The following is a 21457-nucleotide window of genomic DNA, read 5'->3' as shown; positions in this document are numbered from 1 at the left end:
ACATGGCTCTGATCCGTCCCGCGGAGCCGGCCGATGCGGAAGCGATCGGCGAGGTCCATGTCGTCTCCTGGCGGGAGACCTACACCGGGATCATGCCGGAACTCGTGCTGACCCGGCTTTCGGTCGAAGCGCGCTCGCGCATGTGGCGCACCATGCTGGACCGGCCGGCACCGGCCAGCGCCGTGTTTGTCGCCGAGGACGACGAGGGCGAGGTGGTCGGCTTCGCCTCCTGCGGGCCGCAGCGCACGCCGACGCTCGAATTCGCCGGCGAATACTACGCGCTCTACGTACTGTCGGCGGCGCAGCGGCACGGCATCGGCCGCACCCTGATGGCGGCGATGTCGAACCACCTGAGCCGCAGCGGATTGGTTTCGGCGAGCCTGTGGGTCGTGCGCGACAACGCGCGCGCGGTGCGCTTCTACGAACGCTTCGGCGGCGTTGCGGTGGCGACGCAGGAGGAGCGCCGCGACGGCTATGTGCTGTCCGAGGTTGCCTATGGCTGGCGGGAGCTGCCCCTGGTCTGACCGCAACCCGGCAACGTCAGAACAGCGCCGCCAGGATCAGTACGATCCCGATCATCCCGATCTGCCAGAACGCCGTTCGCACCCACGGCACGCCCAGGGCATAGGCCGGCACATAGGCAATGCGCGACCAGAGATAGAGATGGGCGCCGAGCTCGGTGAGCCAGCCGTTCCGTCCACCGAGATGGGCCACGATCACCGCGACGGCAAAGAGCGGCAGGCTTTCCATCAGGTTGCGCTGCGCGCGGTCGAGCCGGCCGGCCAAGCCGGTCAGCTCGATCGGCCGGTCGCGCGGTCCGATCGACCAGGCGATGCCGGTCACCTGCTTTGCCGCCGTGCTGGCCAGCCCGATCTGCACCAGCCCCAGCAGCACCGTGCCGGCCAGCAGCCAAAGCTCCGTCGTCATCGCTCGCTCCTCACGCTCGTCACCGCGCCAGCAACAGGATCACGCCGCCGACCGTCGCCGCGACGCCGATCACGATACGCCGCCCGATCTCCACGCGGCCGAGCAGCAGCGGGCTCAGGGCCAAGGTCACCAGCGGGTAGGTCGCGACCAGCGGCGAGACCAGCGCGACCGGGCCGAGCGCCAGCGCCGCGTACATCAGCAGCACGGCTGAGGCATTGCCCAATCCGACCAGGGCGAACCAGGCCAGGCCGGGCCGATTCCGAGGCGCCGGGAACGGCACGCCGCGCAACCGGGCCGAGCCCAGGATGACCGCCGCCGAGACGGTGTAGCCGACCAGCACGGCGGCAAAGGGACTCGGCCAATAGCCGAGGCCGAGCTTGGTTCCGGGCTGGATCAGGCCGCGGATCGCCGCGGCAGCCAGCGGCAGCGCCAGCACCCAAAGCGGCCAGGCCCGCGATCGGGCGCCCCGGCCGAGCGACAGCAGAACCACGCCGGCGACGATGACGCCGAGCCCCAGGAGCTGCCGCGGCTGCGGCGCTTCCCCCAGCATCACCGCGGCGGCGGCAACGGCAAAGAGCGGCGCCAGGTTGCCGAGCGCGCCGGCGACGTGCGGACCCATGCGCCGGTTCGCGTCGAAGGTGAGCAAAGTCACCGCGGCGGGAAACAGCAATCCGACCGCCGCGAAGACGGCAAAGCCACGCGCATCGACGCCACCCAGATCGAGCCGGAACGGCACCACCAGCCAGAGCAGCAGCGCCGAGCACGGCACGCTGACGGCAGCCCCTTGCGCCGGTGTCAGATAGGCAAGGCCGCGCTGGGTCAGCACCAGTGCGGCGCCGAAGCAGAAGGCGGCGGCAAGCGCGAGCAACCACGGATCCTGCAGCACGCCTCCTCCCCCATTATCGCCGGCCGCCACCCATTCTGCCCCGGCGTTGCCGACCGACGCACTTCTATCGGGCGATTCGGTATAGGAAGTCAGGGTTCGAGGAGGTTTGACTGTTGGGCATCGATGCCACGCCGCCGGTCGTCCCGGTATTGCAGACACCGCGCCTGCGCCTGCGGCCGCTGCAGGCCGAGGATGCGGAGGCTCTGCACGACGCCTATGCCAATCCGCAGGTGATGCGGCATTGGAGCCTGGCGCCCTCCGGCGATCTCGCCGAGACGCGCCGGCGCATCGCCTGGTCGCTGGCGGCCAGCGTGGAGATGCATGCCGCCTGGGCGATCACGCAGCCGCCGGACGACCGACTGATCGGCTTGGTCAACTACCACCACCGTGAGGCTTCGAACCGGCGGCTCGAGATCGGCTATCTGCTGATGCGCGGGCATTGGCGCCAGGGGCTGATGCGCGAGGCGCTCGTCGCGCTGCTCGACCACTTCTTCGTTGCCTTCGACGTGCATCGCGTCGAAGCGATGGTGGAGCCGAGCAACCTGCCGTCCCGGCGATTGCTCGAGGGCCTGGGCTTCGCCTGCGAGAGCGGTGTCCTGCGCGACCGCATCAAAGTGGGCGATGCTTACCGCAGCATGGTCATGTACGCGTTGCTCGCGCCCGACTGGAAGGCGGCGACGCGGCGCTGACGGCCCGGTCCAAGCCGGGCTAGCATGCGGCACAGCCTGTCCGGGGAAGGAACGCCATGACCGCGCCGACGACGATCGCCGAGCTTCGTACCACCCTGCTCCGCCTGCCCTGGGCCGGCGCGCCGCCCGAGACCGGCTTCCTGCCGACACCGCATCGCGAGTTGCTGGTGCTCGAGGTCGAGACGCGCGACGGGCAGACCGGCATGGGCTATCTGATGCCGTTATCCGGTGGGCTCGAGACCATCGACACCTGCCTGCGCGAGCTGATCGCGCCGAAGGTGATCGGCCGCGACTGCACCGAGATCGAAGGCATCTGGCAGAGCCTGTGGCGCAGCACCTATGTGCTGGGCCGCATGGGCGTCACCATGTTCGCGCAATCCGCCCTCGACATCGCGCTCTGGGACCTGCTCGGCAAGCGCGCCGGTCTGCCGCTCTACCGGCTGTGGGGCGCGGCCAAGGCGGAGGTTCCGGCCTATGGCTCGGGCTGCTGGCGCGGCCTCGGCAAGGACGGGATGATCCAGAAGGCGGAAGGCTTCGTCGAGCGCGGCCTGAAGGCGATCAAGATGCAGGTCGCGCATCTCCGCCCCTGGCGCGAGGACGTGATGAACGTCCGCGCCATGCGCGCCGCGCTCGGCCCCAATATCGAGATCATGGTCGACGTGAACGAGGGCTGGACCGCCGACACCGCGATCCAGGCCGGTCAGTATCTCGACGAATGCGACATCTACTGGCTGGAGGAGCCGGTCGTGTGCGAGGACTTCGCCGGCTATGCGCGTATCGCGCAGGCGCTGAAGACCCGCATCGTCGGCGGCGAGAACCACTTCACCCGCTTCGATCTCAGGCCGTTCTTCGCGACGCCGAACGTACCGATCCTGCAACCCGATCCGATGCGCGGCGGCCTGACCGAGCTGCGCAAGATCGCCGCGACGGCGGATACCTGGGGCATCGCCATGGCGCCGCATCTCTTCCACGAGCTGACGGTGCACCTGATGGCGTCGATCCCGAACGCCAACTATCTGGAATACATGGACTGGATCGACGATCTCTGGGTCGAGCCTGTGCTGCCGGTCGGCGGCAAGATGCGGCCACTGGAACATCCCGGCCACGGTCTCGTCTTCCGACCCGACCTCCTGAAGGAGCACCGGATCGGCGGCAGCCGGATGAAGGCCTAGACGCCGGCGAGCGATTCCACCGAGCCGTCGAGCGCCATCAGCAGCAGCTCGACCTCAAGGTCGGGATGCTTGGCCTTGATCGCGGTCTTGAGCTTGGCCGCCTCGCGGCCATGCGCTGCCGTCTCGACGGCCCGGTCCTTGGCGTGCTCCGGTCCGAGGAACAGCTTGTAGGCGCCGCAATCGCGGTGATCCATCACGATCACCTTCTTGATGTGATGCAGCTGCGCCGCCACACCGACATGGTCCCAGAAGGTCTGGCCCCAGGCCGGATATTTCTCGTTGGTCACACCGATCGAGGCCCCCGCCAGGATCACGTGATCGTACTTCTCGGTCAGTTTGCGCCCGTCCATGTAGCGGGCGACGTCGTCCATCAGCCGATAGTCCATGCAGGACAGCAGCAGGGCCTCGGTCGCGCCGGCAGCGCGGGCCAGCCGCGGCAGGCCGAATGCCGCAACAGCCGCCGCCCCGGCGGCGGCAAGGCCGGTCATCCGCAGCAGCTGGCGGCGGTCGGTCAGATGGCAGGTGCAGGATGCGGCATGGATGCGGGAATGGCGCACGGCTATGGCTCCGGACCAGAAGCGACCCGGCATTGCAACCCGCCAGGCGTGAAGATCCGGTTGCCGCGTGCGATGGCGGCGCGACGCGTTCCGCTCCAGCCCGGAGCTTTCGCGCCCTCCCGGAAGCCGCGAATCCGGCTATCCTCCGCGGCGGACGGCTTCGGGGAAAAGGTGGTGAATGCGCGCACCGGCCAGGGCTTTCCGCCTGTTCAACTTGCGCTACCGGGGCCCCATCGAAGTCTGGGGCCCGCATCTGCCGGTGCCGGAACGGGGCGTTTCGCTGTCCCGCAGCTTCAAGGTGGTCGGCGACGTTCTGCGCTTTCGCGTCGAGTGCTGGCTCTATCAGGACCGCATGGCCCAGGGGACGCAGCCGCAATACACTTGGCTGAAGCAGAATGCGGAGGATCCGGACATACAACTCCGATCGCGTCTGCATATCCGATTTGTCAATGCATTCAATGCGGAGCCCGTTGAAACTCTATTGTCGTACGAGACGAATCCGCAGTTTGCCGATCTCGGGCGCCATCCGCCGGGCTTCCGCCCCAATGTCACCGGCATGGGAATCTGCGGGCTGAAGCTGGCGGCCGACATCGTGGTGCATCCCGATGCCCGGAGCGACACCCGGGTGCTGACGGTGAACCTTCTGATCGACAAAGAGCTGTTCGCCCGACGGCCCTATGCGCAGTATCCGCCCCTGTTCTGCCATCTCAGGCTGAACCGCCTGGAAACCTGGGGGCTTTGCGCGGCCGACGAGATCCCCGGCACGGCGATCGAGCCGATCGAGGCCGACGCTCCCGACACCAGGCCGAGAATGGCCGCCAAGCCCGTCAAGGCGGTTGCTGGCGGCAAGGGCGGAAAGCCGAAGGCGGCCAAGCCGTCGCCCAAAAGCAAGCCGTCGGCCGGAAAGCCGTCGAAGAAGCCGGCGCCGAAGGCCCGGCGGCGCTGATGGCATGCCCGGCAGCGGCGGCATCCGCGACGAACGGCAACCTTTTTCACCAGGGTTGCAGCTAGAATAGCGGTCGATGGACTCATACTACCTTCGGCAACGACGTCGGCGCCGGCTGCTGCGGTTTCTCGCCATCTGCGCCTTCTTCGGCCTGCTTTCCCTGCCGGTCCTGTATCTCCTGCGCGGCGAGGTTCGCGCTGTCGCCGTGCTGGCCTATCGCTTTGCGAAGAGCCAGGTGCAGGCATTCCGCGCCGCCGATCCGGTGGTCGTCGTCGAACGCAGCACGCCGAGCCCGAAGCCACAATCACAATCACAGCCACAGCCACAGCCACAGCCGCAGCCGCAGTCCACGGCCAGCGCCGGCTCGGCGGCGGCGCAGCCACAGCCTCCGCGCCTGCGCACGGTGAAGCTGGGTGAAACGACATTCCGCATTCCCGAGGGCTACGTTCAACGCAAGGAAGATCTCGGCAGCCCGCAGAACCCCGAACTGGTGCTGAGCGCCTTGCTCCCGGATCTCCGCCCCCGCGCGACCGGGCGCGGCGCCTGCGCGCCGAAGGAAGCGCGCTGCCCAGACTTCGCCGTCCTGAAGCTGCGGCCCGGCCGTGCCCTGATCGAATCAGAGTTCACCAAGCGCTACAAGGCGGCGCCCGGATCGTTCGCCCTCATCCCCGGTATCCATGGCCTGCAGCAGATCCCGCCGCACCGGTCTCGACCGGCGAACGAGCGCCAGTTTCTGGCCCAACCGGCAGGACGCTGGACATGGATCAGCTGTCGTGAGCTTGGCCGGCCGAGCGCAAAGCAGCCCGCCTTCGGTGTCTGCCACCTCGACTTCGACACGCCGGACGGCCTGAGCGTCAAGGTCCGCTTTCCCCGGGACCGGCTGTCCGACTGGTCGGCGATTCAAGCCAAGGCCGCGGAGCTGGCGGCGGGATTCCGGGGCTGAACGGCGCAGGCCGGCCGGGCCGGATCAGCGGCGCGGCAAAGACCGTCCGCCGGTGGGCAGAAGGCCGATCAGCTCGGCCGCCAGGCGGTCGCGTTCCTGCCAGTCGTCGAAGTGATCGAGCAAGGCGGCGAGCTTGGTCCCGACCGGGCTGCCCAGCCCTCGCAGCGCGTCGGCCTGTCGGCGAAGCACCTTGAGATCGAGCCGTGCGAGAAGATCGTCCATGGCCGCGAGCTTCGCGCTTCCTGCGAGCCATTGCCATCAAGCATCCGGATTAGGCCGACCGCACTGGCATCGACTCGGCCGAAGCGGGTACGAATCACTGACCCAATTGCCGTCGACGCACGTGGACGACCAACACCGATCCACGGTCATCGCGCTCGGCCTGGAAAGCCGCGCGGCGCGCAAGGATTTCGCTGCGCGGATCCGCACCGTCTCCGAAGCCTATGGCCTGCCGCTCGATCCGCGCCACGTGGTGCACGTCCTCTCTGCCGAAATAGCGAACCTCACCCGCGCGCGGTCGGCGCGCGCGGGTGCACGTAATCCTTGAAGTCGTCGAAGCCCTTCCAGGCCGGCTCGACCGGATCGCTGCCCGGCGCCGGCACATATTTCGACGGCTCCTCCAGCTGCAGCTTCGGGATGTAGCGCGGGCAGTTCGGAAAGATCGCCCGCACCTTCACCCGGACCATCAGCTGCGCCCCGACCGTCGACGCGAGCAAAGGATCGTCGCGGCTGACGGTCGCCCGGCCATTCACGCGCAGCCGCCGCGGCCTCTCGTGCATGTCGATGAACAAGACTCCAACCTCGGCATGCTGGGCGATATTGCCGAGGCTCTTGAACATGCCGTTGCCGTCATAGTCGGGGAAGGCGAGCTCGTCCGGCGCCGTCACCCGCACGAACCCGGCAGGGCCGCCCTTGAACGAGCAGTCGAGCCGCCCCTCCGCATCCGACGTCGCGAGGAAGAAGTAGATCGCCCCCTCGATGAATGCCCTGTCGCCGTCCGTGAACACCGTTCGGGTCAGCTTCTCCTCCAGCCGGTCGGCGATCCGCCGGCTGTCGAAGGCGTCCTGCAGGGCCCGGTTGCCATCGTGGAACATGATCGTCTCGGCCATGGCCGTCCCTCCTCGCTGGCTGCGGTCAATCCTCGCCCGCGGCCTGACGTTGCTCCGCCGGATCGTTCATCATCACGGTGATGTCGGCATTCAGGTGGTGCGTCGGGCCCTCCGCCGCCTGCCCTTCATTGACGACGGTGCGGCCAAAAGCGGCGACGAAGGGAATGGCATCCTTCGTGATCGGCGCCATCTTCTTCTTGCGCGCGAGCGCCTTGGCGATGAAGGGCGCAAGCTCCGCCTGCTTCTTCGCTTCGCGGGCTTCCGCGCCGGCCTTCAGCTTCGGCATCACCTCGGCCGCGAACAGCTCCAGCGCTTCGCAGATATGCTCGTGTTGGTTCCGGCCGCCCTGCTGGATGAAGATCACCTGGTCGACGCCGGCCGCCTCATAGCGGCGGAGATGCTCGGTCAATTGCGCCGGCGTGCCGATGCCGCTGCCGTGCCCCACATCCGGCAGCGAGGGCCTGGCCTTCTCGAAGCGCTGCCAGACATCGGTCGTGCCCGGCTGGTGGTTGCCGTAGACGTAGAAGTGGCCGAGTGAATAGCCGAAGAACTGGAAGCCCTCGGCACCGCGGCGCTTCGCTTCTTCGTAGTCGGGATGGCAGGAGAAGCCGGTCACCATCGCCACATTGGCGTTGACCGCGTGCCCGATCGGCACACATTCCTTCGACTTGATGATCTCGTAGTATTCGTGCGCCCACTTGCCGGCCTCGGCCGGATCGACGAAGGCGAAGGTCAGAGCGCCGATGCCGGCGCGCGCCGCGGCATGAATCGTCTCACGGCGCGAGCAGGCGACCCAGATCGGCGGATGCGGCGCCTGCATCGGCTTCGGCACCACGTTGCGGCAGGGCATGGAAAAGAACTGTCCCTGGAAGCCCGGATAGGGCTCCATCGCCATCATGTTGGCGGTCTGCTCCACCGCCTCGCGCCACATCGCCTTCTTCTGCTCCGGATCGATGCCGAAGCCTTCGAGCTCGACCCGGCTCGCGCTCTCGCCGGTGCCCCAGTCGACCCGGCCGCTCGCGATCAGATCCAGCGTCGCGATGCGCTCGGCAACCCGGGCGGGATGGTTGTAGCCGGGCGGCGCCAGCACCACGCCGTGGCCGATGCGGATCCGCTTGGTGCGCGCCGCACAGGCGGCGAGGAAGACCTCCGGCGCGGAGGAATGCGCGTATTCCTCCAGGAAGTGATGCTCGACCTCCCAGATGTAGTCGATGCCCAGGCGGTCGGCGAGCTCGACCTGGGCCAGCGCCTCGTGGAACAGCCTGTGCTCGGCACCGTTGGTCCACGGCCTGGGCAACTGGTGCTCGTAGAGCAGACCGAACTTCATCGGGCCTTCCTCCTGGCGGCTTTCTCGTTGCCGCCATTGTTGCCTCCGCCGCGCCGGCCGGCAAGAATCACCCGCCCGCCCGTCAAGTCGCGGGCGGGAGGACGCCATGAACCAGGCCGCGCCGGCTGCCGCCGAGCCGCAATTCGAGGACATCGCCGATGCCATCGCCCGCCATGCTCGGGTCATGCCGGATGCGCCCTGCATCACCTATCAGGACCGGACGCTGAGCTGGCGCGAGTTCGACCGGCGGCTCAATCAGGTGGCGAATGCGTTGATCGCGCTCGGCATCGGCCCGTCCGACAAGGTGGCAATGGTGGGGCGCAATTCGCTCCGCTATGCCGAGGCGCTGTTCGGCACCTTGCGCGCCGGCGCCTGCGCGGTGCCGCTCTCCAGCATGGCGGCGGCGGAATCGATCGAGATGATGCTCGATGATTCCGACAGCAAGGTGCTTTTCCTGGAGGAGGAGTTCTACGATCTCGCCGGGCCCGCGAAGGACCGCCTGAAGAAGATCGTTCCCGGCGGCTTCGTCGCCTTCGATTTCGAGCGGCCCGGCTGGACCGCGTTCGACGCCCTGGTGGACCGCGCGCCGGCAACGCCGCCCAGCCGCAAGATCCAGCCGGAATGGGACTTCAACATCATCTACTCCTCCGGCACGACCGGCGTGCCGAAGGGCATTCTGCACAACCGCGACCTGCGCTGGCGCACCGTCTGCGGTCCGCTGTTCACCCAGCTCGGCTTCGGTCCGGGCGGCGTCACGCTCGCCTCGACGCCGCTCTACTCCAACACCACCATGGCGGCGACGCTGCCTTCGTTCTTCTGGGGCTCGCATGTCGTGGTTATGCGCAAGTTCGATGTCGTCGAATTCCTGACGCTGGCGCAGAAATATCGCGTCACCCACGCCATGCTCGTCCCGGTGCAGTACCAGCGCCTGCTGGAGCATGCGGATTTCGGCAAGTACGATCTCTCCGCCTTCAAGCTCAAGCTCTCCACCTCGGCGCCGCTCCGCGCCCACATCAAGCAGGCCGCGCTGGAGCGCTGGCCCGGCGGCCTGATGGAGATCTACGGCCTGACCGAAGGCGGCGCCGCCTGCGTGCTGATGGCGCACGAGCATCCGGACAAGCTGCACACCGTCGGCAAGCCGGCGCCGGATGCCGATATGCGCATCATCGACGACCAGGGCAACGAGCTGCCGCAGGGCGAGATCGGCGAGATCATCGGCCGCGGACCGCTGATGATGTCGGGTTACTACAAGAAGCCGGACAAGACCGAGGAGTTCAAATACATCGCCAAGGACGGCCAGGTCTTCTTCCGACAGGGCGATATGGGCCGGTTCGACCAGGACGGCTTCCTCGAGCTGCTCGACCGCAAGAAGGACATGATCATCTCCGGCGGCTTCAATATCTACGCCAACGACCTCGAGCTCGAACTGCTCAAGCATCCGGCCGTCGCCGATGTCGCGGTGATCGGCATTCCTTCCGAGGAATGGGGCGAGAGTCCCTATGCGCTGATCGTCAGGCGCGCCGACGCGGCGGATACGGCGGCACAGATCGTCGCCTGGGCGAACCACCGGCTCGGGAAGCTGCAGCGCCTCGCCGGCGGCGAGTTCCGGGGCGAGCTGCCGCGCTCCTCGATCGGCAAGATCCTGAAGCGCGAGCTGCGCGCGCCGTTCTGGGAGAAGGCCGGAAGGACGATCTAGGGGCGCATGCCGAAGGCGACCTGGCCCGGCCGGCGCAACTTGGCGGCGAGATTGGCAAATTCGCAGAGCAGCGGGCGGGTCGCGCGCGGGTCGATCATCTCCTCGACCCAGAAGGCCTCCGCGGTGCGGAACGGCGAGCGCAGGCGGTTCAGCTTCGCCTCGATCTCGGCGATCTTCGCGGCGCGGTCGGGCGCCGCGTCGATCTCGGCGCGATAGGCCGCCTCGACGCCGCCTTCCAGCGGCAGCGAGCCCCAGCGCCCGGAGAGCCAGGCATAGCGCACGGAGTAGCGCCCCACCGGTCGGTGCGCGCCGCCGGCCACGCCGAAGGCGTTGCGGATGATGACGGAGCACCACGGCACCGACGACTGGTTGATCGCCGACATGGCGCGGACGCCGTGCCGGATGGTGCCGGTGCGCTCTGCCTCGCTGCCGACCAGAAAGCCCGGGCAATCGGCGAGATAGACCATCGGCAGGTGGAAGGTCTCCGCCATGTCGACGAAGCGGACGATCTTCTGGCAGGACTCCGCTGTCCAGGCGCCGGCGTGAAAGCGCGGGTCGCTCGCCATCACGGCCACCGGCCAGCCATCGAGCCGGGCGAGGCCGGTGATCATCGACCGGCCGAAATTGCGCCCGATCTCCAGGAACGAGCCCGTATCCACCACCGCCTCGACGATCGCGCGCATGCGATAGGTCTTGCGCGTGTCGCGCGGCACAATGGTGAACAGCGCCTCCTCGCGCCGTCGCGGGTCGTCGGCCTGCGCACCGCGCGGCGCCAGTTCGAAGGTCGAATCCGGCAGGTAGGACAGGAAGCGGCGCGTGCGCTCGAAGGCCTCCGCCTCGCTCTCCACCGCATCGTCGACCGCGCCGGCGCGGGTCTGAATCTCGTGGCCGCCGAGCGCCTGCTTGTCGAGATCCTCGCCGACATGCCTCACGACCGGCGGTCCGGCGACGAACATCGCCGAGATGTCCTTCACCATCAGCGAATAGTGAGCGGCGGCAAGGCGCGCCGCGCCGAGGCCGGCGACGGAGCCGAGCCCGAGAGCGACGACCGGCACCGTCGCCAAGTTGGCCGCCATCAGGTTGTAGCCCGAATCCGTGGCCAAGCCGCCCGGCAGGTTGGCGCGCCCGGTGGTCTCGATGGTGCGGACCGAGCCGCCGCCGCCCGACCCCTCGATCAGGCGCACGATCGGTAGCCGGAGCTCGTTCGCCATGCGCTCCGGATACTTGTTCTTCTCCCAGATGGTGGCGTCGGCCGAGCCGCCGCGCACCGTGAAGTCGTCGCCGCTCACCACCACCGGCCGGCCATCGATCAGCGCGCGGCCCATGACGCAGTTGGTCGGCGCGTAGCTCTCGATGCCGCCGGCACCGTTGTAACGCACGGTGCCGGCCAGCTCGCCGATCTCGTGAAAGCTGCCGGGATCGACCAGCGCGGCGATACGCTCCCGCACGGTCAGCCGTCCGCCGGCATGCTGGCGCGCGATCCGCTCAGCCCCGCCGCCCGCCGCCGCGAGCTCCTGTCGGCGGATCAGTTCCCGCCGCTCCTCTTCCCAACTCATGCGCTTCTCTCCCTGCGCCCCTGATGCGGCAGCAACGGCGACGCAAATTCATTCCGCTTCGGGCACGCCGACCTATGATGGCGGCGTGGGGTACGGGTGTCATCGGAATGGTTGATGCGAATAGGACGGCGCCGGCCAGTTTGCGCTGGCGCATGCTGTTCGGCGTCTGGCTGCTCTACGCCTGCTTCGGACTGACCATTGCCGGCCTGGCGCCGCTGGTGGCGCCGATCACCCGCGACTTGGGCATGACCCATTCCGAGATGGGTACGGTCCTCGGCGTCTGGCAGCTCGTTTATATCCTCGCCGCCGTCCCCTGCGGCGCATTGCTGGACCGGATCGGCGTCCGCAAGGCGCTGTTTCTCGGCGGATTGCTGATCGGCGCCTCGGGCCTGCTGCGCAGCCTATCCTCGGATTTCATTACGCTTTGCCTCGCGGTCGGCATCTTCGGCATCGGCGGGCCGATCATCTCCTCCGGCGCGCCCAAGGTGGTGAGCCAGTGGTTCCAGGGCCGCGACCGCGGCTTCGCCATGGGTGTCTATATCACCGGGCCGGCGATCGGCTCCATCGTGGCCTTCGCGCTGACAAACTCCGTGCTCATGCCCCTTTTCGACGAGCACTGGCCCCGCGTCCTGCAGCTCTGGGCGGCGCTCTGCGTGCTGGGCGCCGCCGTCTGGCTCGTGGTGGCGGGGCACGGAGGGGCCCGCGCGGCCGAGCGGGCGGAGGCAGACCAGCCGCGGCCGCCGCAAAGGGAAGTACTGCGCCAGCTGACCCGCTTGCCTGCCGTGCGGCTGCTGCTGGTCATGAGCATCGGCATCTTCATGTTCAACCATGGCCTCAACAACTGGCTGCCGGAGCTGCTGCGCGCCGACGGCATGTCGGCGACCGCCGCCGGCTACTGGGCTACGGTGCCGAATGTCGTCGGCATCGCCGGTTCGCTCATGATCCCGCGGCTGGCCACGCCGGGCCGCCGGCTGCTGATCCTCGGCACGCTGGCGGTATTCGCCCTCGCCGCCAGCCTGCTGCTTCATTTCCATTCCAGTCCGCTCCTTCTGGCGGCCCTGATCCTGCAGGGCATCGCCCGATCTTCCCTGATGACCGTCGCGGTGCTGACCCTGGTCGAGACGCCCGGTGTCGGGGAGCGCCATGCCGGGACCGCGTCGGGCCTGTTCTTCTCCGCGGCCGAGGTGGGCGGCGCGAGCGGGCCGATCGTGCTCGGCGTGCTCTACGACGCGACCGGCGGCTTCGCCGCCGGGCTCGGCCTGCTGACCGGCATCGCGCTGCTGCTGCTGGTCGGCGTTCTGCGCCTGCAGCAGCTCGCCCGGCGGGCGGGAGCCGTGCCATGAGCCTTCGCCACTTCGTCTTCGCCCTGCTGCTGACGATGCTCGGTGCACCGGTTGCCGCCGACCAGCTGATCGTGCCCCAGCCGGCCGACCGCGGCGCCTCGGTCACGGCGCATTACCGCCTCGACCGGCCCATCCGCGCCCGCGGCCATCTCGACATCGAATGGACCGACCAGTACGGCCGGCAGGTCGACCGCCGGCGCGTGCCCGTCGAGCTTGCCGACCAGATCGACGCGACCTTCACGCTGGATCTGCGCCGCGCCGTCGCCTTGCGGAACCATCTGAGCGCGAGGCTGACGCTGGGCGGCCGTCCGGCGGGTTCCGCCGAGACCACTTTCATCGCCCGCCCCGCCGGCGCCCCCTTCGACGACTATCAGATTGTCATGTGGCAGAAGCGCACACCGGCGCAATGGGCCACATTGAAGCGGATTGGCGTCACCGCCGGCACCGTGTTCGGCGACCGCGAAGGCCGCGGATTGTCGTTCAGCCTGCAGCAGATCGAGCCCCTGCTCGATCACGACCTGCGCTGGTATGTCGAGAATATTGCGACCGACTACTACGCCGCCTATCACCGCTGGACACCGGACAAGCCGATCAACTGGCTGTTCCTGGAGGCGCAGCGGCGCTACGCGGAGAACCCGTTCGACCCCGCCGCGTTCCGGCGCCAGCCGGGGCTCTCCGATCCCATCGCGCTGCGCACGATCGAGCAGCGTCTGGCAGCGACCGTGCGGCTGCACCAGCGCTATGCGCCGCTATTCTACAATCTCGGCGACGAGCCCGGCATTGCCGACCTGTCGGCGCATTGGGATTTCGACTTCTCGCCGGCTTCGCTGGCGGCGTTCCGCGAGCATCTTCGCCAGCGCTACGGCTCGCTCGCCGCACTGAACGCGACCTGGGGGACGGATTTCGCCAGATGGGATGCCGTCGCGCCCCGCACCACGCGCGAGGCGATCCGGCAATCGGGGGAGAATTTCGCCGCCTGGGCGGAGTTCAAGGCCTGGATGGACGACACCTTTGCCGCGGCGGTCCGGGCCGGTACGGCCGCCGTGCACCGTGCGGACCCCATGGCGCTGGCGGCGATCACCGGCGGGCAGGTGCCCGGCTGGGGCGGCTGGAACTACGCGGCGCTTGCCGGATCCGCCGACGTCATGGAAATCGGCATCAGCGGGCGCGCCTTCGATATCGCCCGCGATCTCGACCCGCGGGTCGTCATGCCCAACACGTCGTTCGGCAGCGGCGGGCGCGAGGCGCACAAGGTCTGGCGCCAGCTGCTGCGCGGCGGGCGCGGCCTGATCATCTGGGACGATCAGGACAGCGTGGTGGCCACGGACGGCACCCTGATGCCGCGGGGCCAGCAGGCGGCAGAGCTCTACGCGCTGCTTCGCGGCGGCGTCGGCAGCCTGATCATGCAGATCCGGCGCCTGAGCGACCCTGTCGCACTGCTCTACTCGCCGGCCAGTTTCCGCACCCGTTGGATCCTCGATCGCCAGCCGGACGGCGAGGCCTGGAGCCGCCGCTCGGCCGAGGACGAGCATCTTGACGAGAGCGATTGGCGAAAATCGCTGGCCGCCTATGTCGCGCAGCTGGAGCGGCTCGGCCTCAGCCCGCGCTTCCTGGCATCGCGCAACGTGGAAGCCGGCGCGCTTCGCCACGGCGATGTCAGGCTGCTGGTGCTGCCGCAGGCCATCGCGCTGTCCGCACGCGAGGCCGAAGAGATCCGCGCCTTCGTCGACCGCGGCGGCACGGTTGTGGCCGATACCGAGCCCGGCATCTTCGATCAGCTCAGCCGGCGGGTTGCCCGCCCGCCGCTGGCCGATCTGTTCGCCGCCGATGACGGCCAGATCGCGCGCGCCGGCCGCGGCCGGGCTGCGATCCTGGCCCCGTCGGCGCTGAACCCGGTGGACGAGGAAAGCCGGCAGCTCGACCGGCTGCTGACGCAGGGCGGCCTGCAGCCGCCCTTCCGTATCGACGCGGCGGACGGCCGGCCCCGACCCGACATCGCCATCTATCGCTTCGGCAACGACGGCGTCACTCTGCTGGCGATCCAGGCCGATCTGCCGCCGGCGACCGAAGTCGACGAGCCGCGATCGCTCGATCCGCGCCGTCTCCGCCTGGACCTGCCGCGGCCGGCCTACCTCTACGACGTACGCGAGGGCCTGGCACTCGGCCGCACCGACCGCGTCGATCTGGCGCTCGACCCGGTCGATCCGATCATTGTCGCCATCGCCGAATCGGCCCTTCCCCTGCCAGTTCTGCAGGCACCGGCCCGGATGCGTCGCGGCGAGACCGCGACGATCGCGCTGGCGCCGGCCGGTGCCACCACGGCGGCTGTGCACGTCTATCGGGTCGATGTGATCGATCCGGCCGGCGTGGCGCAGCCGCATTACGCGGCCAATCTGATCGCACCGCGCGGCCGCGCCCGACTGGACCTGCCGATCGCGCTCAACGATCCGACCGGCATCTGGCAGATCCGCGTCACCGACCGGCTGAGCGGCACGCGCATCTCGGCCCGGATCGAGGTGACCGGCCCCTGAGCCGCGTCAGCCAGAGCCGCATCAGGCCGCCGGGCGACGCAGCACGACGATGAACGGGCGATCCTGCTCCAGCAGCGGGCGGAAGGTGACGGCCTTCAACTCCATGCCATGAAAGCCGCGGTATTCATGACGGCGACCGGTCGGCGCGGTGAAGGTGACGCCGTCCATTCCGTCCACCCGGTCGGTCACCACAGCCGGCCATTGCCGGCGGCCGAACCGGCCGACCACCTGGTAGCCCAACTCGCGCTGGCGCTCGAGATAGTTGCTTTCCTTGCGCCAGACCTGGCCGCGGTCGATGTCCGACCAACTGCGCCACAACGCGAGCGTCGCCAGCGCGAAGCAAAGCGCGGCGAAGATGCGGCCGGTGGACGTGACGGGCATGACCGGCGATCATGACGGCCCCCGCCTAACGGCCGGTTACCGGCCCGCTGTCAGTACAGGACGACGGAGCGGATCGATTTGCCCTCGTGCATCAGGTCGAAGGCGGTGTTGATCTGGTCCAGCGGCATGGTGTGGGTGATCAGGTCGTCGATGTTGATTTTCCCCTCCATGTACCAGTCGACGATCTTCGGCACGTCGGTCCGGCCGCGCGCGCCACCGAAGGCGGTGCCCTTCCAGACGCGCCCCGTCACCAGCTGGAACGGACGGGTCGAGATCTCCTGACCCGAGGCCGCGACGCCGATGATGATGCTCTCGCCCCAGCCGCGGTGGCAGCATTCCAGCGCCTGCCGCATGGTCTTGGTGAAACCGATGCATTCGAAGCTGAAATCGGCGCCGCCATCGGTCAGGTCGACGATCGCCTGCACCACCTTGTCGTCGCCGACCTCCTTCGGATTGACGAAATGCGTCATGCCGAATTTCTCGGCCATGGCCCGTTTCGCCGGATTGGTGTCGATGCCGACGATCCTGTCGGCGCCGGCCATGCGGGCGCCCTGGATCACGTTGAGTCCGATGCCGCCGAGGCCGAACACCGCCACATTGGCGCCCGGCCACACCTTGGCGGTGTTGATCACCGCGCCGATGCCGGTGGTCACGCCGCAGCCGATGTAGCAGACCTTGTCGAACGGTGCGTCGGGCCGGATCTTCGCCAGCGCGATTTCCGGCAGCACGGTGAAGTTCGCGAAGGTGGAGCAGCCCATGTAGTGGAACACCTGGCCCCCCTGGCAGGAGAACCGGCTCGAACCGTCCGGCATCACGCCCTTCCCCTGAGTCGCGCGGATCGCGGTGCAGAGATTGGAGCGGCGCGACAGGCAGGTTTTGCACTGCCGGCATTCCGGCGTGTAGAGCGGGATGACGTGGTCGCCGGGCTTCAGCGAGGTCACGCCCGCGCCCACCTCGCGTACGATGCCGGCGCCCTCGTGGCCGAGGATCGCGGGGAACAGGCCCTCCGGATCGGCGCCGGACAGCGTATAGGCGTCGGTATGGCAGATACCGGTCGCCTTGATCTCGACCAGCACCTCGCCCTGCTTCGGCCCCCCGATCTCGATCGTCTCGATCGTCAGCGGCTTCGCTGCCGCCCATGCCACCGCCGCACGTGTCTTCACCACGAACCTCCGTCCAATCCTCTCCGCAGTCTATGGCGCGAGCGGTGCCGTCGTCACGGCCGACGGTTGCGCAGCGGCTCGTCGCTGAACAGGAAGTCGGGTCCCAGCGCGGCGATGTCCGGCGCGCCCATCTGCGCCATGGTCATGTCGATCTCGTTGCGGAAGATGGTCAGCGCCTTGGCGGCGCCGGCCGTGCCGCCCGCAACGGCGCCGTAGAGCGTCGCCCGGCCGACGAAGCAGAACTTGGCGCCCAGGCAGAGCGCGGCCACCACGTCGGAGCCACGGCGGATGCCGCTGTCGATCATCAAGGTCATGCGGTCGCCGACGGCGTCGCGGATCGCCGGGAAGACCTCCACCGGCGAGGGCGACTTGTCGATCTGCCGCGCGCCGTGATTGGACACCATGATGCCGTCGACGCCCAGTTCGGCGGCGCGCTGCGCGTCGCGCGGGTCCATGATGCCCTTGATGACGAAATTGCGCGGCCAGAGGCTGCGGAAGCGCTCTACATCGGCCCAGGTCAGCGGCGCATAGGTCTGCTGCGCCACCAGGTTCGCCACCTCGCCGTTGCTGGCGCCCTTCGGCGCATAGGGCGCCCAGTTGGAGAACAGCGGCTCCCCGTGCTGCATGAAGCCCGCCATCCAGGCCGGATGGGTCAGCGCCTCGAGCTTGGTGCGCAGCGACAGCTTGAGCGGCCGGCCGAAGCCGTTGCGCTTGTTGCGCTCGCGGTTCGACCCGACCGGCACGTCGACCGTCAGCACCAGGGTCGACAGTCCCGCATCGCGCGCCCGCGCGATCATGTCCTCGGAGATCTTCTTGTCCTTGGCCGCGTAGAGCTGGTACCAGCCGTGCTCCGGCGCCACCTTGGCGAGATCCTCGATCGAGGCAGTGCTGGCACCCGACATGATGAAGGGCACGTTGGCGTCGCGCGCCGCTTCCGCCAGCATCAGGTCGGCGCCCGGCCGAAACAGGGCGGCAAGCCCCGTCGGCGCAATGCCGACCGGACTTGCGTAAGTCCGCCCGAACAGCGCGGTCGACTGGTCGCGCCTGGAAACGTCGATCAGGTAGCGCGGCACGATCGACAGGTTCTGGAACGCCCGCTCGTTGCGGTCGAGGCCGAACTCGTCCTCGGCGCCGCCCTCGATGAAATCGTAGGCGATCTTCGGCAGGCGGCGCTTGGCGATGCGGCGCAGGTCCTCGATGTTGATGGCCTCGTCCACGGCTTCACTCCCCTTCGCCGGCCGCTTGCGGACCGGCGTTCTGCCCGCATTCTTGCCGGTTCGGCGCCGACATCCAAGCCGTGCGGCTGTATCATTGCGGCATGGCAGAGGCGGACATCTTGCCGATCACCCCCGATCGCCTGGGCCTTGCGCTGCGGCGCCACCGCCGCTTGGGCGGGCTGAAGCAGGACCACATCGCCGCGTTGCTCGGCGTCACCCAGGCGACCGTCTCGCGCTGGGAGCGCGGCACCCACCAGCCCGACCCACGCCAATCCACCCGGCTGTCGGCGCTCCTGCAGGCTGCGGCGGACGGCGAGGCCGACCGTGCCTTACGGCGACTGGTGGAGACATCCACGCTGTCGGTCCATCTGGTCTGCGATACGTCGCACCGTCTGCTCGCCGCCTCGCCGCGCCGCTTCGCCGAGTGGCGGCGCGACCGCGATCTGGTCGGCAGCTCGCTCTGGCCCTTCGCGACCGACGCTATTCGCGTCGCCGAGGCGGAGCTGATAGGCCTTGGCTGGTATGAGCCGGGCGCGGCGCCGGTCCTGACCTGGACTGGGGCCGGCAATGGCCGCGGCATCCGCATCCTCGCCGGCAGCATGCTATGGGAGCATATCCTTCTTGCCGACGGCAGTTCTGCGCGCCTCGTCACCTCGCTGCGCGAGAGGGAGACGCGGGCTTTCGCCTCCCGGTGGCGGCGCACGAATGTTTCATACGTGGCCGCGCGGTCGGGCCGGAACTAACCTTCCCGGCAACGCCACGAGGGAAATATGCAACCCGCCGACACGAATTCGATCCTGAACTTCCTCGCCCGCTCCGAGCGGCTGAAGACCGAGCTTCGCCACAGCTGGCTCTCCGATGGGCGACGCGAAAGCGTGGCCGAGCACACCTGGCAGATGGCCTTGATGGCGTTGCTGACCCACCGCCATCTCGCGCAGCCGGTGGATATCGGCCACACGCTGAAGCTGATCCTGGTGCATGACCTGGTGGAGATCGAGGCCGGCGATGTGCCGTTCTTCGAGACCGGCGACCGCAAGGCGGCCAAGGCGGCGCGCGAGGCCGCGGCGATCGAGACCATCCGCGCCGCCATCGGCGGCCTCGCCGGCCAGGAGGTACATGACCTCTGGCATGAATACGAGGCGCGCGCGACGCAGGAAGCGCGCTTCGCCGGCGCGCTCGACCACCTGGAGGTGCAGATCCAGCACAATCTCGCCGACCTCGCGACCTGGGAACCGGTGGAGCACGGGCTGGTCTACAGCAAGATGGACGGCCCTTGCGGGGTCGACCCCTTCCTTGCCGTCCTCTGCGAGGCGGTGAAGGCCCGGGCCGAGGCTAAGCTGCGCGCCGGCGGGGTCGATGTCGCCGCGGTGAAGGCGGAGGTGGCGGCCAAGGCGCGGACCTAGATCGCATACGGCTTGCCACATCGCACGCCGTTCCGCATCCTCCGCTGCAACGACAAGCACGCGTTCGGAGGAAGCGTTAATGCCTGCAGGAATCCCGGCCGAGGATTGGATCGCGCATCACGCCCGGTTCACGCCCTGGGCCGAAGCGGCGCATGACCTCGCGTCGGAGCGCCGTTTCACCTATGCCCAGTTCGACGATCGCGTGCGCCGCGCGGCGCTCTGGCTGAGATCGGCCTTCGGCGTCAAGCAGGGCGACCGCGTCGCCGTGCTGTCGCACAACGACACCGATGTGTTCGAGCTGCAATTCGCCTGCCGGCGGCTCGGCGCCATCTTCCTGCCGCTCAATTGGCGCCTCGCGGTGCCCGAGCTCGAATTCATCTGCAAGGACGCGACGCCGGTCGTGCTGGTGCATGGCGTCGAGTTCACGGCCGAAGCGCGCGATGTCTGCCGTCTCGCATCCGTGCCGCATGCGGCGACCCTCGCCAACGGCCGGCCGAGCGATTACGAGGCCGGGCTCGCCGCGGCCAAGGGCGAGCTGAACCCGCCGGCGCTCGACCTCGAGGACATCTGGACCGTCATGTACACCTCCGGCACCACCGGCCGGCCGAAGGGCGCGCAGATCACCTACCGGATGTGCGTATTCAACGCGATCCAATGCGCCATGACGGTGGCGTTGACGCCGGGCTCGAAGAATCTGGTCTTCCTGCCGACCTTCCATACCGGCGGGCTCAACGTCTACGCCAATCCCACTTTCCACACCGGCGGCACCAACGTGGTGATGCGAAGCTTCGATCCCGCCATGTTCCTCCGGCTCCTGACCGACAAGCAGCTCTGCATCACGCATCTGCTCGGCGTGCCGACCAATTTCCTGATGCTGGCGCAGGAGCCGGGCTTCGCCACCGCCGACCTCTCGCATGTCGTCTGCATCGGTGTCGGCGGGGCCGCCGCGCCGCTCTCGCTGATCGAGGCCTATGGCGCCAAGGGCATCAAGCTGCAGCAGGGCTGGGGCATGACCGAGACGGGTCCGCTCGGCCTGATGCTGTCGCCGGAGAAGGCACTCGCCAAGGTCGGCTCGTCCGGCCTGCCGCCGCTCTATGCGCGCCTCAAGATCTGCGATCCGGAGGGCAACGAGGTGAAGCCGGGCGAGACCGGCGAGCTGATGATCAAGGGGCCGACCGTGACGCCGGGCTACTGGAACCGGCCGGAAGCGAACAAGCAGTCCTTCACGGCGGATGGCTGGTTCCACACCGGCGACGCGGCGAAGCAGGATGCGGATGGCTACTACTACATCGTCGACCGCTGGAAGGACATGTTCATCTCCGGCGGCGAGAACGTCTATCCGGCTGAGGTGGAGAACGTGATCTACCAGCTCGACGGCGTGCTGGAGAATGCCGTCATCGGCGTAGCGCACGAGAAGTGGGGCGAAGTCGGCCGCGCCTTCGTGGTGCTGAAGCCGGGATCAAACCTTGACGAGGCGGCCATCCTCGGCCATTGCGGCGGCCAGCTCGCCCGTTACAAGGTGCCGAAGGAAGTGCGCTTCATCGATACCCTGCCGCACAACGCGACCGGCAAGGTGCTGAAGCACCAGCTGCCGCGCGACTGATCGCCGCG

22 protein-coding genes are annotated in these 21457 nt (G+C 68.5%); 12 read left to right on the top strand and 10 right to left on the bottom strand.

The window, feature by feature from the left end; genetic code table 11:
* Positions 1–2: 2 nt before the first annotated feature.
* Positions 3–524: a GNAT family N-acetyltransferase gene (locus DT074_RS00195; RefSeq protein WP_119417778.1), complete on the top strand. Its 522-nt coding sequence runs from the start codon at positions 3–5 to the stop codon at positions 522–524.
* Between the two features lie 16 nt (positions 525–540).
* Here DT074_RS00195 and DT074_RS00190 read toward each other — a convergent pair whose 3' ends face one another.
* A complete protein-coding gene (locus DT074_RS00190) occupies positions 541–927 on the bottom strand; it encodes an MAPEG family protein (RefSeq protein ID WP_119417777.1) in 387 nt (128 codons plus the stop codon).
* Between the two features lie 19 nt (positions 928–946).
* Complete coding sequence (locus DT074_RS00185; RefSeq protein ID WP_162914513.1) at positions 947–1813, bottom strand: DMT family transporter; 867 nt, start codon at positions 1811–1813, stop codon at positions 947–949.
* 113 nt (positions 1814–1926) lie between these two features.
* Here DT074_RS00185 and DT074_RS00180 point away from each other — a divergent pair, with 113 nt between their 5' ends.
* Positions 1927–2502: a GNAT family N-acetyltransferase gene (locus DT074_RS00180; RefSeq protein WP_162914512.1), complete on the top strand. Its 576-nt coding sequence runs from the start codon at positions 1927–1929 to the stop codon at positions 2500–2502.
* Between the two features lie 56 nt (positions 2503–2558).
* Positions 2559–3674: a mandelate racemase/muconate lactonizing enzyme family protein gene (locus tag DT074_RS00175; RefSeq protein ID WP_119417775.1), complete on the top strand. Its 1116-nt coding sequence runs from the start codon at positions 2559–2561 to the stop codon at positions 3672–3674.
* On the opposite strand, the gene DT074_RS00170 is transcribed toward DT074_RS00175, so the two are convergent.
* Positions 3671–4231: a carbonic anhydrase gene (locus DT074_RS00170; RefSeq protein WP_119417774.1), complete on the bottom strand. Its 561-nt coding sequence runs from the start codon at positions 4229–4231 to the stop codon at positions 3671–3673. The two genes, DT074_RS00175 and DT074_RS00170, sit on opposite strands and share 4 nt — an antisense overlap.
* Positions 4232–4409: 178 nt before the next feature.
* Here DT074_RS00170 and DT074_RS00165 point away from each other — a divergent pair, with 178 nt between their 5' ends.
* Positions 4410–5177, top strand: coding sequence for a hypothetical protein (locus tag DT074_RS00165; protein WP_119417773.1), 768 nt, complete (start codon positions 4410–4412; stop codon positions 5175–5177).
* 76 nt (positions 5178–5253) lie between these two features.
* On the top strand, positions 5254–6120 hold the full coding sequence (locus DT074_RS00160) for a hypothetical protein (RefSeq protein ID WP_119417772.1): 867 nt from the start codon (positions 5254–5256) through the stop codon (positions 6118–6120).
* A 24-nt stretch (positions 6121–6144) separates the two neighbouring features.
* On the opposite strand, the gene DT074_RS00155 is transcribed toward DT074_RS00160, so the two are convergent.
* Positions 6145–6342 carry a hypothetical protein gene (locus DT074_RS00155; protein WP_119417771.1) on the bottom strand — a complete coding sequence of 66 codons (198 nt, stop codon included), beginning with the start codon at positions 6340–6342 and terminating at the stop codon, positions 6145–6147.
* On the opposite strand from DT074_RS00155, the gene DT074_RS27865 reads away from it, so the two are divergent.
* Positions 6341–6667, top strand: a complete 327-nt coding sequence (locus DT074_RS27865) for a hypothetical protein (RefSeq protein ID WP_162914508.1) — start codon at positions 6341–6343, stop codon at positions 6665–6667. The two genes, DT074_RS00155 and DT074_RS27865, sit on opposite strands and share 2 nt — an antisense overlap.
* Here the strand turns inward: DT074_RS27865 and DT074_RS00145 are convergent.
* Both DT074_RS00145 and DT074_RS00140 read right to left on the bottom strand, forming a co-directional pair.
* Complete coding sequence (locus tag DT074_RS00145) at positions 6624–7229, bottom strand: pyridoxamine 5'-phosphate oxidase family protein (RefSeq protein WP_119417769.1); 606 nt, start codon at positions 7227–7229, stop codon at positions 6624–6626. The two genes, DT074_RS27865 and DT074_RS00145, sit on opposite strands and share 44 nt — an antisense overlap.
* Before the next feature lie 25 nt (positions 7230–7254).
* A complete protein-coding gene (locus DT074_RS00140) occupies positions 7255–8556 on the bottom strand; it encodes an LLM class flavin-dependent oxidoreductase (protein WP_119417768.1) in 1302 nt (433 codons plus the stop codon).
* A gap of 106 nt (positions 8557–8662) precedes the next feature.
* Between DT074_RS00140 and DT074_RS00135 the strand changes: the two genes are divergently transcribed.
* A complete protein-coding gene (locus DT074_RS00135; protein WP_119417767.1) occupies positions 8663–10252 on the top strand; it encodes a class I adenylate-forming enzyme family protein in 1590 nt (529 codons plus the stop codon).
* Here DT074_RS00135 and DT074_RS00130 read toward each other — a convergent pair.
* A complete protein-coding gene (locus DT074_RS00130; RefSeq protein WP_119417766.1) occupies positions 10249–11808 on the bottom strand; it encodes an acyl-CoA carboxylase subunit beta in 1560 nt (519 codons plus the stop codon). The two genes, DT074_RS00135 and DT074_RS00130, sit on opposite strands and share 4 nt — an antisense overlap.
* A gap of 107 nt (positions 11809–11915) precedes the next feature.
* Here DT074_RS00130 and DT074_RS00125 point away from each other — a divergent pair, with 107 nt between their 5' ends.
* Both DT074_RS00125 and DT074_RS00120 read left to right on the top strand, forming a co-directional pair.
* Positions 11916–13151: an MFS transporter gene (locus DT074_RS00125; RefSeq protein ID WP_119417765.1), complete on the top strand. Its 1236-nt coding sequence runs from the start codon at positions 11916–11918 to the stop codon at positions 13149–13151.
* Positions 13148–15682: a beta-galactosidase gene (locus DT074_RS00120; RefSeq protein ID WP_119417764.1), complete on the top strand. Its 2535-nt coding sequence runs from the start codon at positions 13148–13150 to the stop codon at positions 15680–15682. Before DT074_RS00125 ends, DT074_RS00120 begins: the two co-directional genes overlap by 4 nt.
* 21 nt (positions 15683–15703) lie before the next feature.
* Here the strand turns inward: DT074_RS00120 and DT074_RS00115 are convergent, their stop codons facing one another.
* Genes DT074_RS00115 through DT074_RS00105 form a run of 3 tightly spaced genes read right to left on the bottom strand, consistent with a single transcriptional unit; the run spans position 15704 to position 18443 of the window.
* On the bottom strand, positions 15704–16063 hold the full coding sequence (locus DT074_RS00115; protein WP_119417763.1) for a hypothetical protein: 360 nt from the start codon (positions 16061–16063) through the stop codon (positions 15704–15706).
* Between the two features lie 50 nt (positions 16064–16113).
* On the bottom strand, positions 16114–17226 hold the full coding sequence (locus tag DT074_RS00110) for an S-(hydroxymethyl)glutathione dehydrogenase/class III alcohol dehydrogenase (protein WP_119417762.1): 1113 nt from the start codon (positions 17224–17226) through the stop codon (positions 16114–16116).
* A 53-nt stretch (positions 17227–17279) separates the two neighbouring features.
* Positions 17280–18443, bottom strand: a complete 1164-nt coding sequence (locus tag DT074_RS00105; RefSeq protein ID WP_119417761.1) for an alpha-hydroxy acid oxidase — start codon at positions 18441–18443, stop codon at positions 17280–17282.
* A gap of 119 nt (positions 18444–18562) precedes the next feature.
* On the opposite strand from DT074_RS00105, the gene DT074_RS00100 reads away from it, so the two are divergent.
* The 3 genes from DT074_RS00100 to DT074_RS00090 all read left to right on the top strand — a co-directional run bounded on the left by DT074_RS00100 (position 18563) and on the right by DT074_RS00090 (position 21449).
* The gene (locus tag DT074_RS00100; RefSeq protein ID WP_368744345.1) at positions 18563–19186 is read left to right on the top strand and encodes a helix-turn-helix domain-containing protein; all 624 of its coding nucleotides are present in this window, start codon (positions 18563–18565) and stop codon (positions 19184–19186) included.
* A gap of 27 nt (positions 19187–19213) precedes the next feature.
* Entirely contained in the window at positions 19214–19846 is a 633-nt protein-coding gene (locus tag DT074_RS00095; protein WP_119417760.1) for an HD domain-containing protein, read from the top strand.
* 79 nt (positions 19847–19925) lie between these two features.
* On the top strand, positions 19926–21449 hold the full coding sequence (locus tag DT074_RS00090) for an acyl-CoA synthetase (RefSeq protein WP_119417759.1): 1524 nt from the start codon (positions 19926–19928) through the stop codon (positions 21447–21449).
* Positions 21450–21457: the final 8 nt, after the last annotated feature.

The organism is Desertibaculum subflavum (assembly GCA_003576705.1).
In the GTDB taxonomy this organism is placed as follows: domain Bacteria; phylum Pseudomonadota; class Alphaproteobacteria; order Ferrovibrionales; family Ferrovibrionaceae; genus Desertibaculum; species Desertibaculum subflavum.
The sequence above is the reverse complement of the archived record's forward strand: the minus strand, read 5'-3'. Positions and strand labels throughout refer to the sequence as shown.

What these genes read in the sequence shown, in the direction of transcription:
- DT074_RS00175 (WP_119417775.1), top strand. Translation starts at nt 2,559, where the DNA reads ATGACCGCGCCGACGACGATCGCCGAGCTTCGTACCACCCTGCTCCGC.
- DT074_RS00135 (WP_119417767.1), top strand. Translation starts at nt 8,663, where the DNA reads ATGAACCAGGCCGCGCCGGCTGCCGCCGAGCCGCAATTCGAGGACATC.
- DT074_RS00130 (WP_119417766.1), bottom strand. Translation starts at nt 11,808, where the DNA reads ATGAGTTGGGAAGAGGAGCGGCGGGAACTGATCCGCCGACAGGAGCTC.
- DT074_RS27865 (WP_162914508.1), top strand. Translation starts at nt 6,341, where the DNA reads ATGGCCGCGAGCTTCGCGCTTCCTGCGAGCCATTGCCATCAAGCATCC.
- DT074_RS00165 (WP_119417773.1), top strand. Translation starts at nt 4,410, where the DNA reads ATGCGCGCACCGGCCAGGGCTTTCCGCCTGTTCAACTTGCGCTACCGG.
- DT074_RS00190 (WP_119417777.1), bottom strand. Translation starts at nt 927, where the DNA reads ATGACGACGGAGCTTTGGCTGCTGGCCGGCACGGTGCTGCTGGGGCTG.
- DT074_RS00140 (WP_119417768.1), bottom strand. Translation starts at nt 8,556, where the DNA reads ATGAAGTTCGGTCTGCTCTACGAGCACCAGTTGCCCAGGCCGTGGACC.
- DT074_RS00120 (WP_119417764.1), top strand. Translation starts at nt 13,148, where the DNA reads ATGAGCCTTCGCCACTTCGTCTTCGCCCTGCTGCTGACGATGCTCGGT.
- DT074_RS00095 (WP_119417760.1), top strand. Translation starts at nt 19,214, where the DNA reads ATGCAACCCGCCGACACGAATTCGATCCTGAACTTCCTCGCCCGCTCC.
- DT074_RS00195 (WP_119417778.1), top strand. Translation starts at nt 3, where the DNA reads ATGGCTCTGATCCGTCCCGCGGAGCCGGCCGATGCGGAAGCGATCGGC.
- DT074_RS00160 (WP_119417772.1), top strand. Translation starts at nt 5,254, where the DNA reads ATGGACTCATACTACCTTCGGCAACGACGTCGGCGCCGGCTGCTGCGG.
- DT074_RS00155 (WP_119417771.1), bottom strand. Translation starts at nt 6,342, where the DNA reads ATGGACGATCTTCTCGCACGGCTCGATCTCAAGGTGCTTCGCCGACAG.
- DT074_RS00145 (WP_119417769.1), bottom strand. Translation starts at nt 7,229, where the DNA reads ATGGCCGAGACGATCATGTTCCACGATGGCAACCGGGCCCTGCAGGAC.
- DT074_RS00115 (WP_119417763.1), bottom strand. Translation starts at nt 16,063, where the DNA reads ATGCCCGTCACGTCCACCGGCCGCATCTTCGCCGCGCTTTGCTTCGCG.
- DT074_RS00125 (WP_119417765.1), top strand. Translation starts at nt 11,916, where the DNA reads ATGGTTGATGCGAATAGGACGGCGCCGGCCAGTTTGCGCTGGCGCATG.
- DT074_RS00090 (WP_119417759.1), top strand. Translation starts at nt 19,926, where the DNA reads ATGCCTGCAGGAATCCCGGCCGAGGATTGGATCGCGCATCACGCCCGG.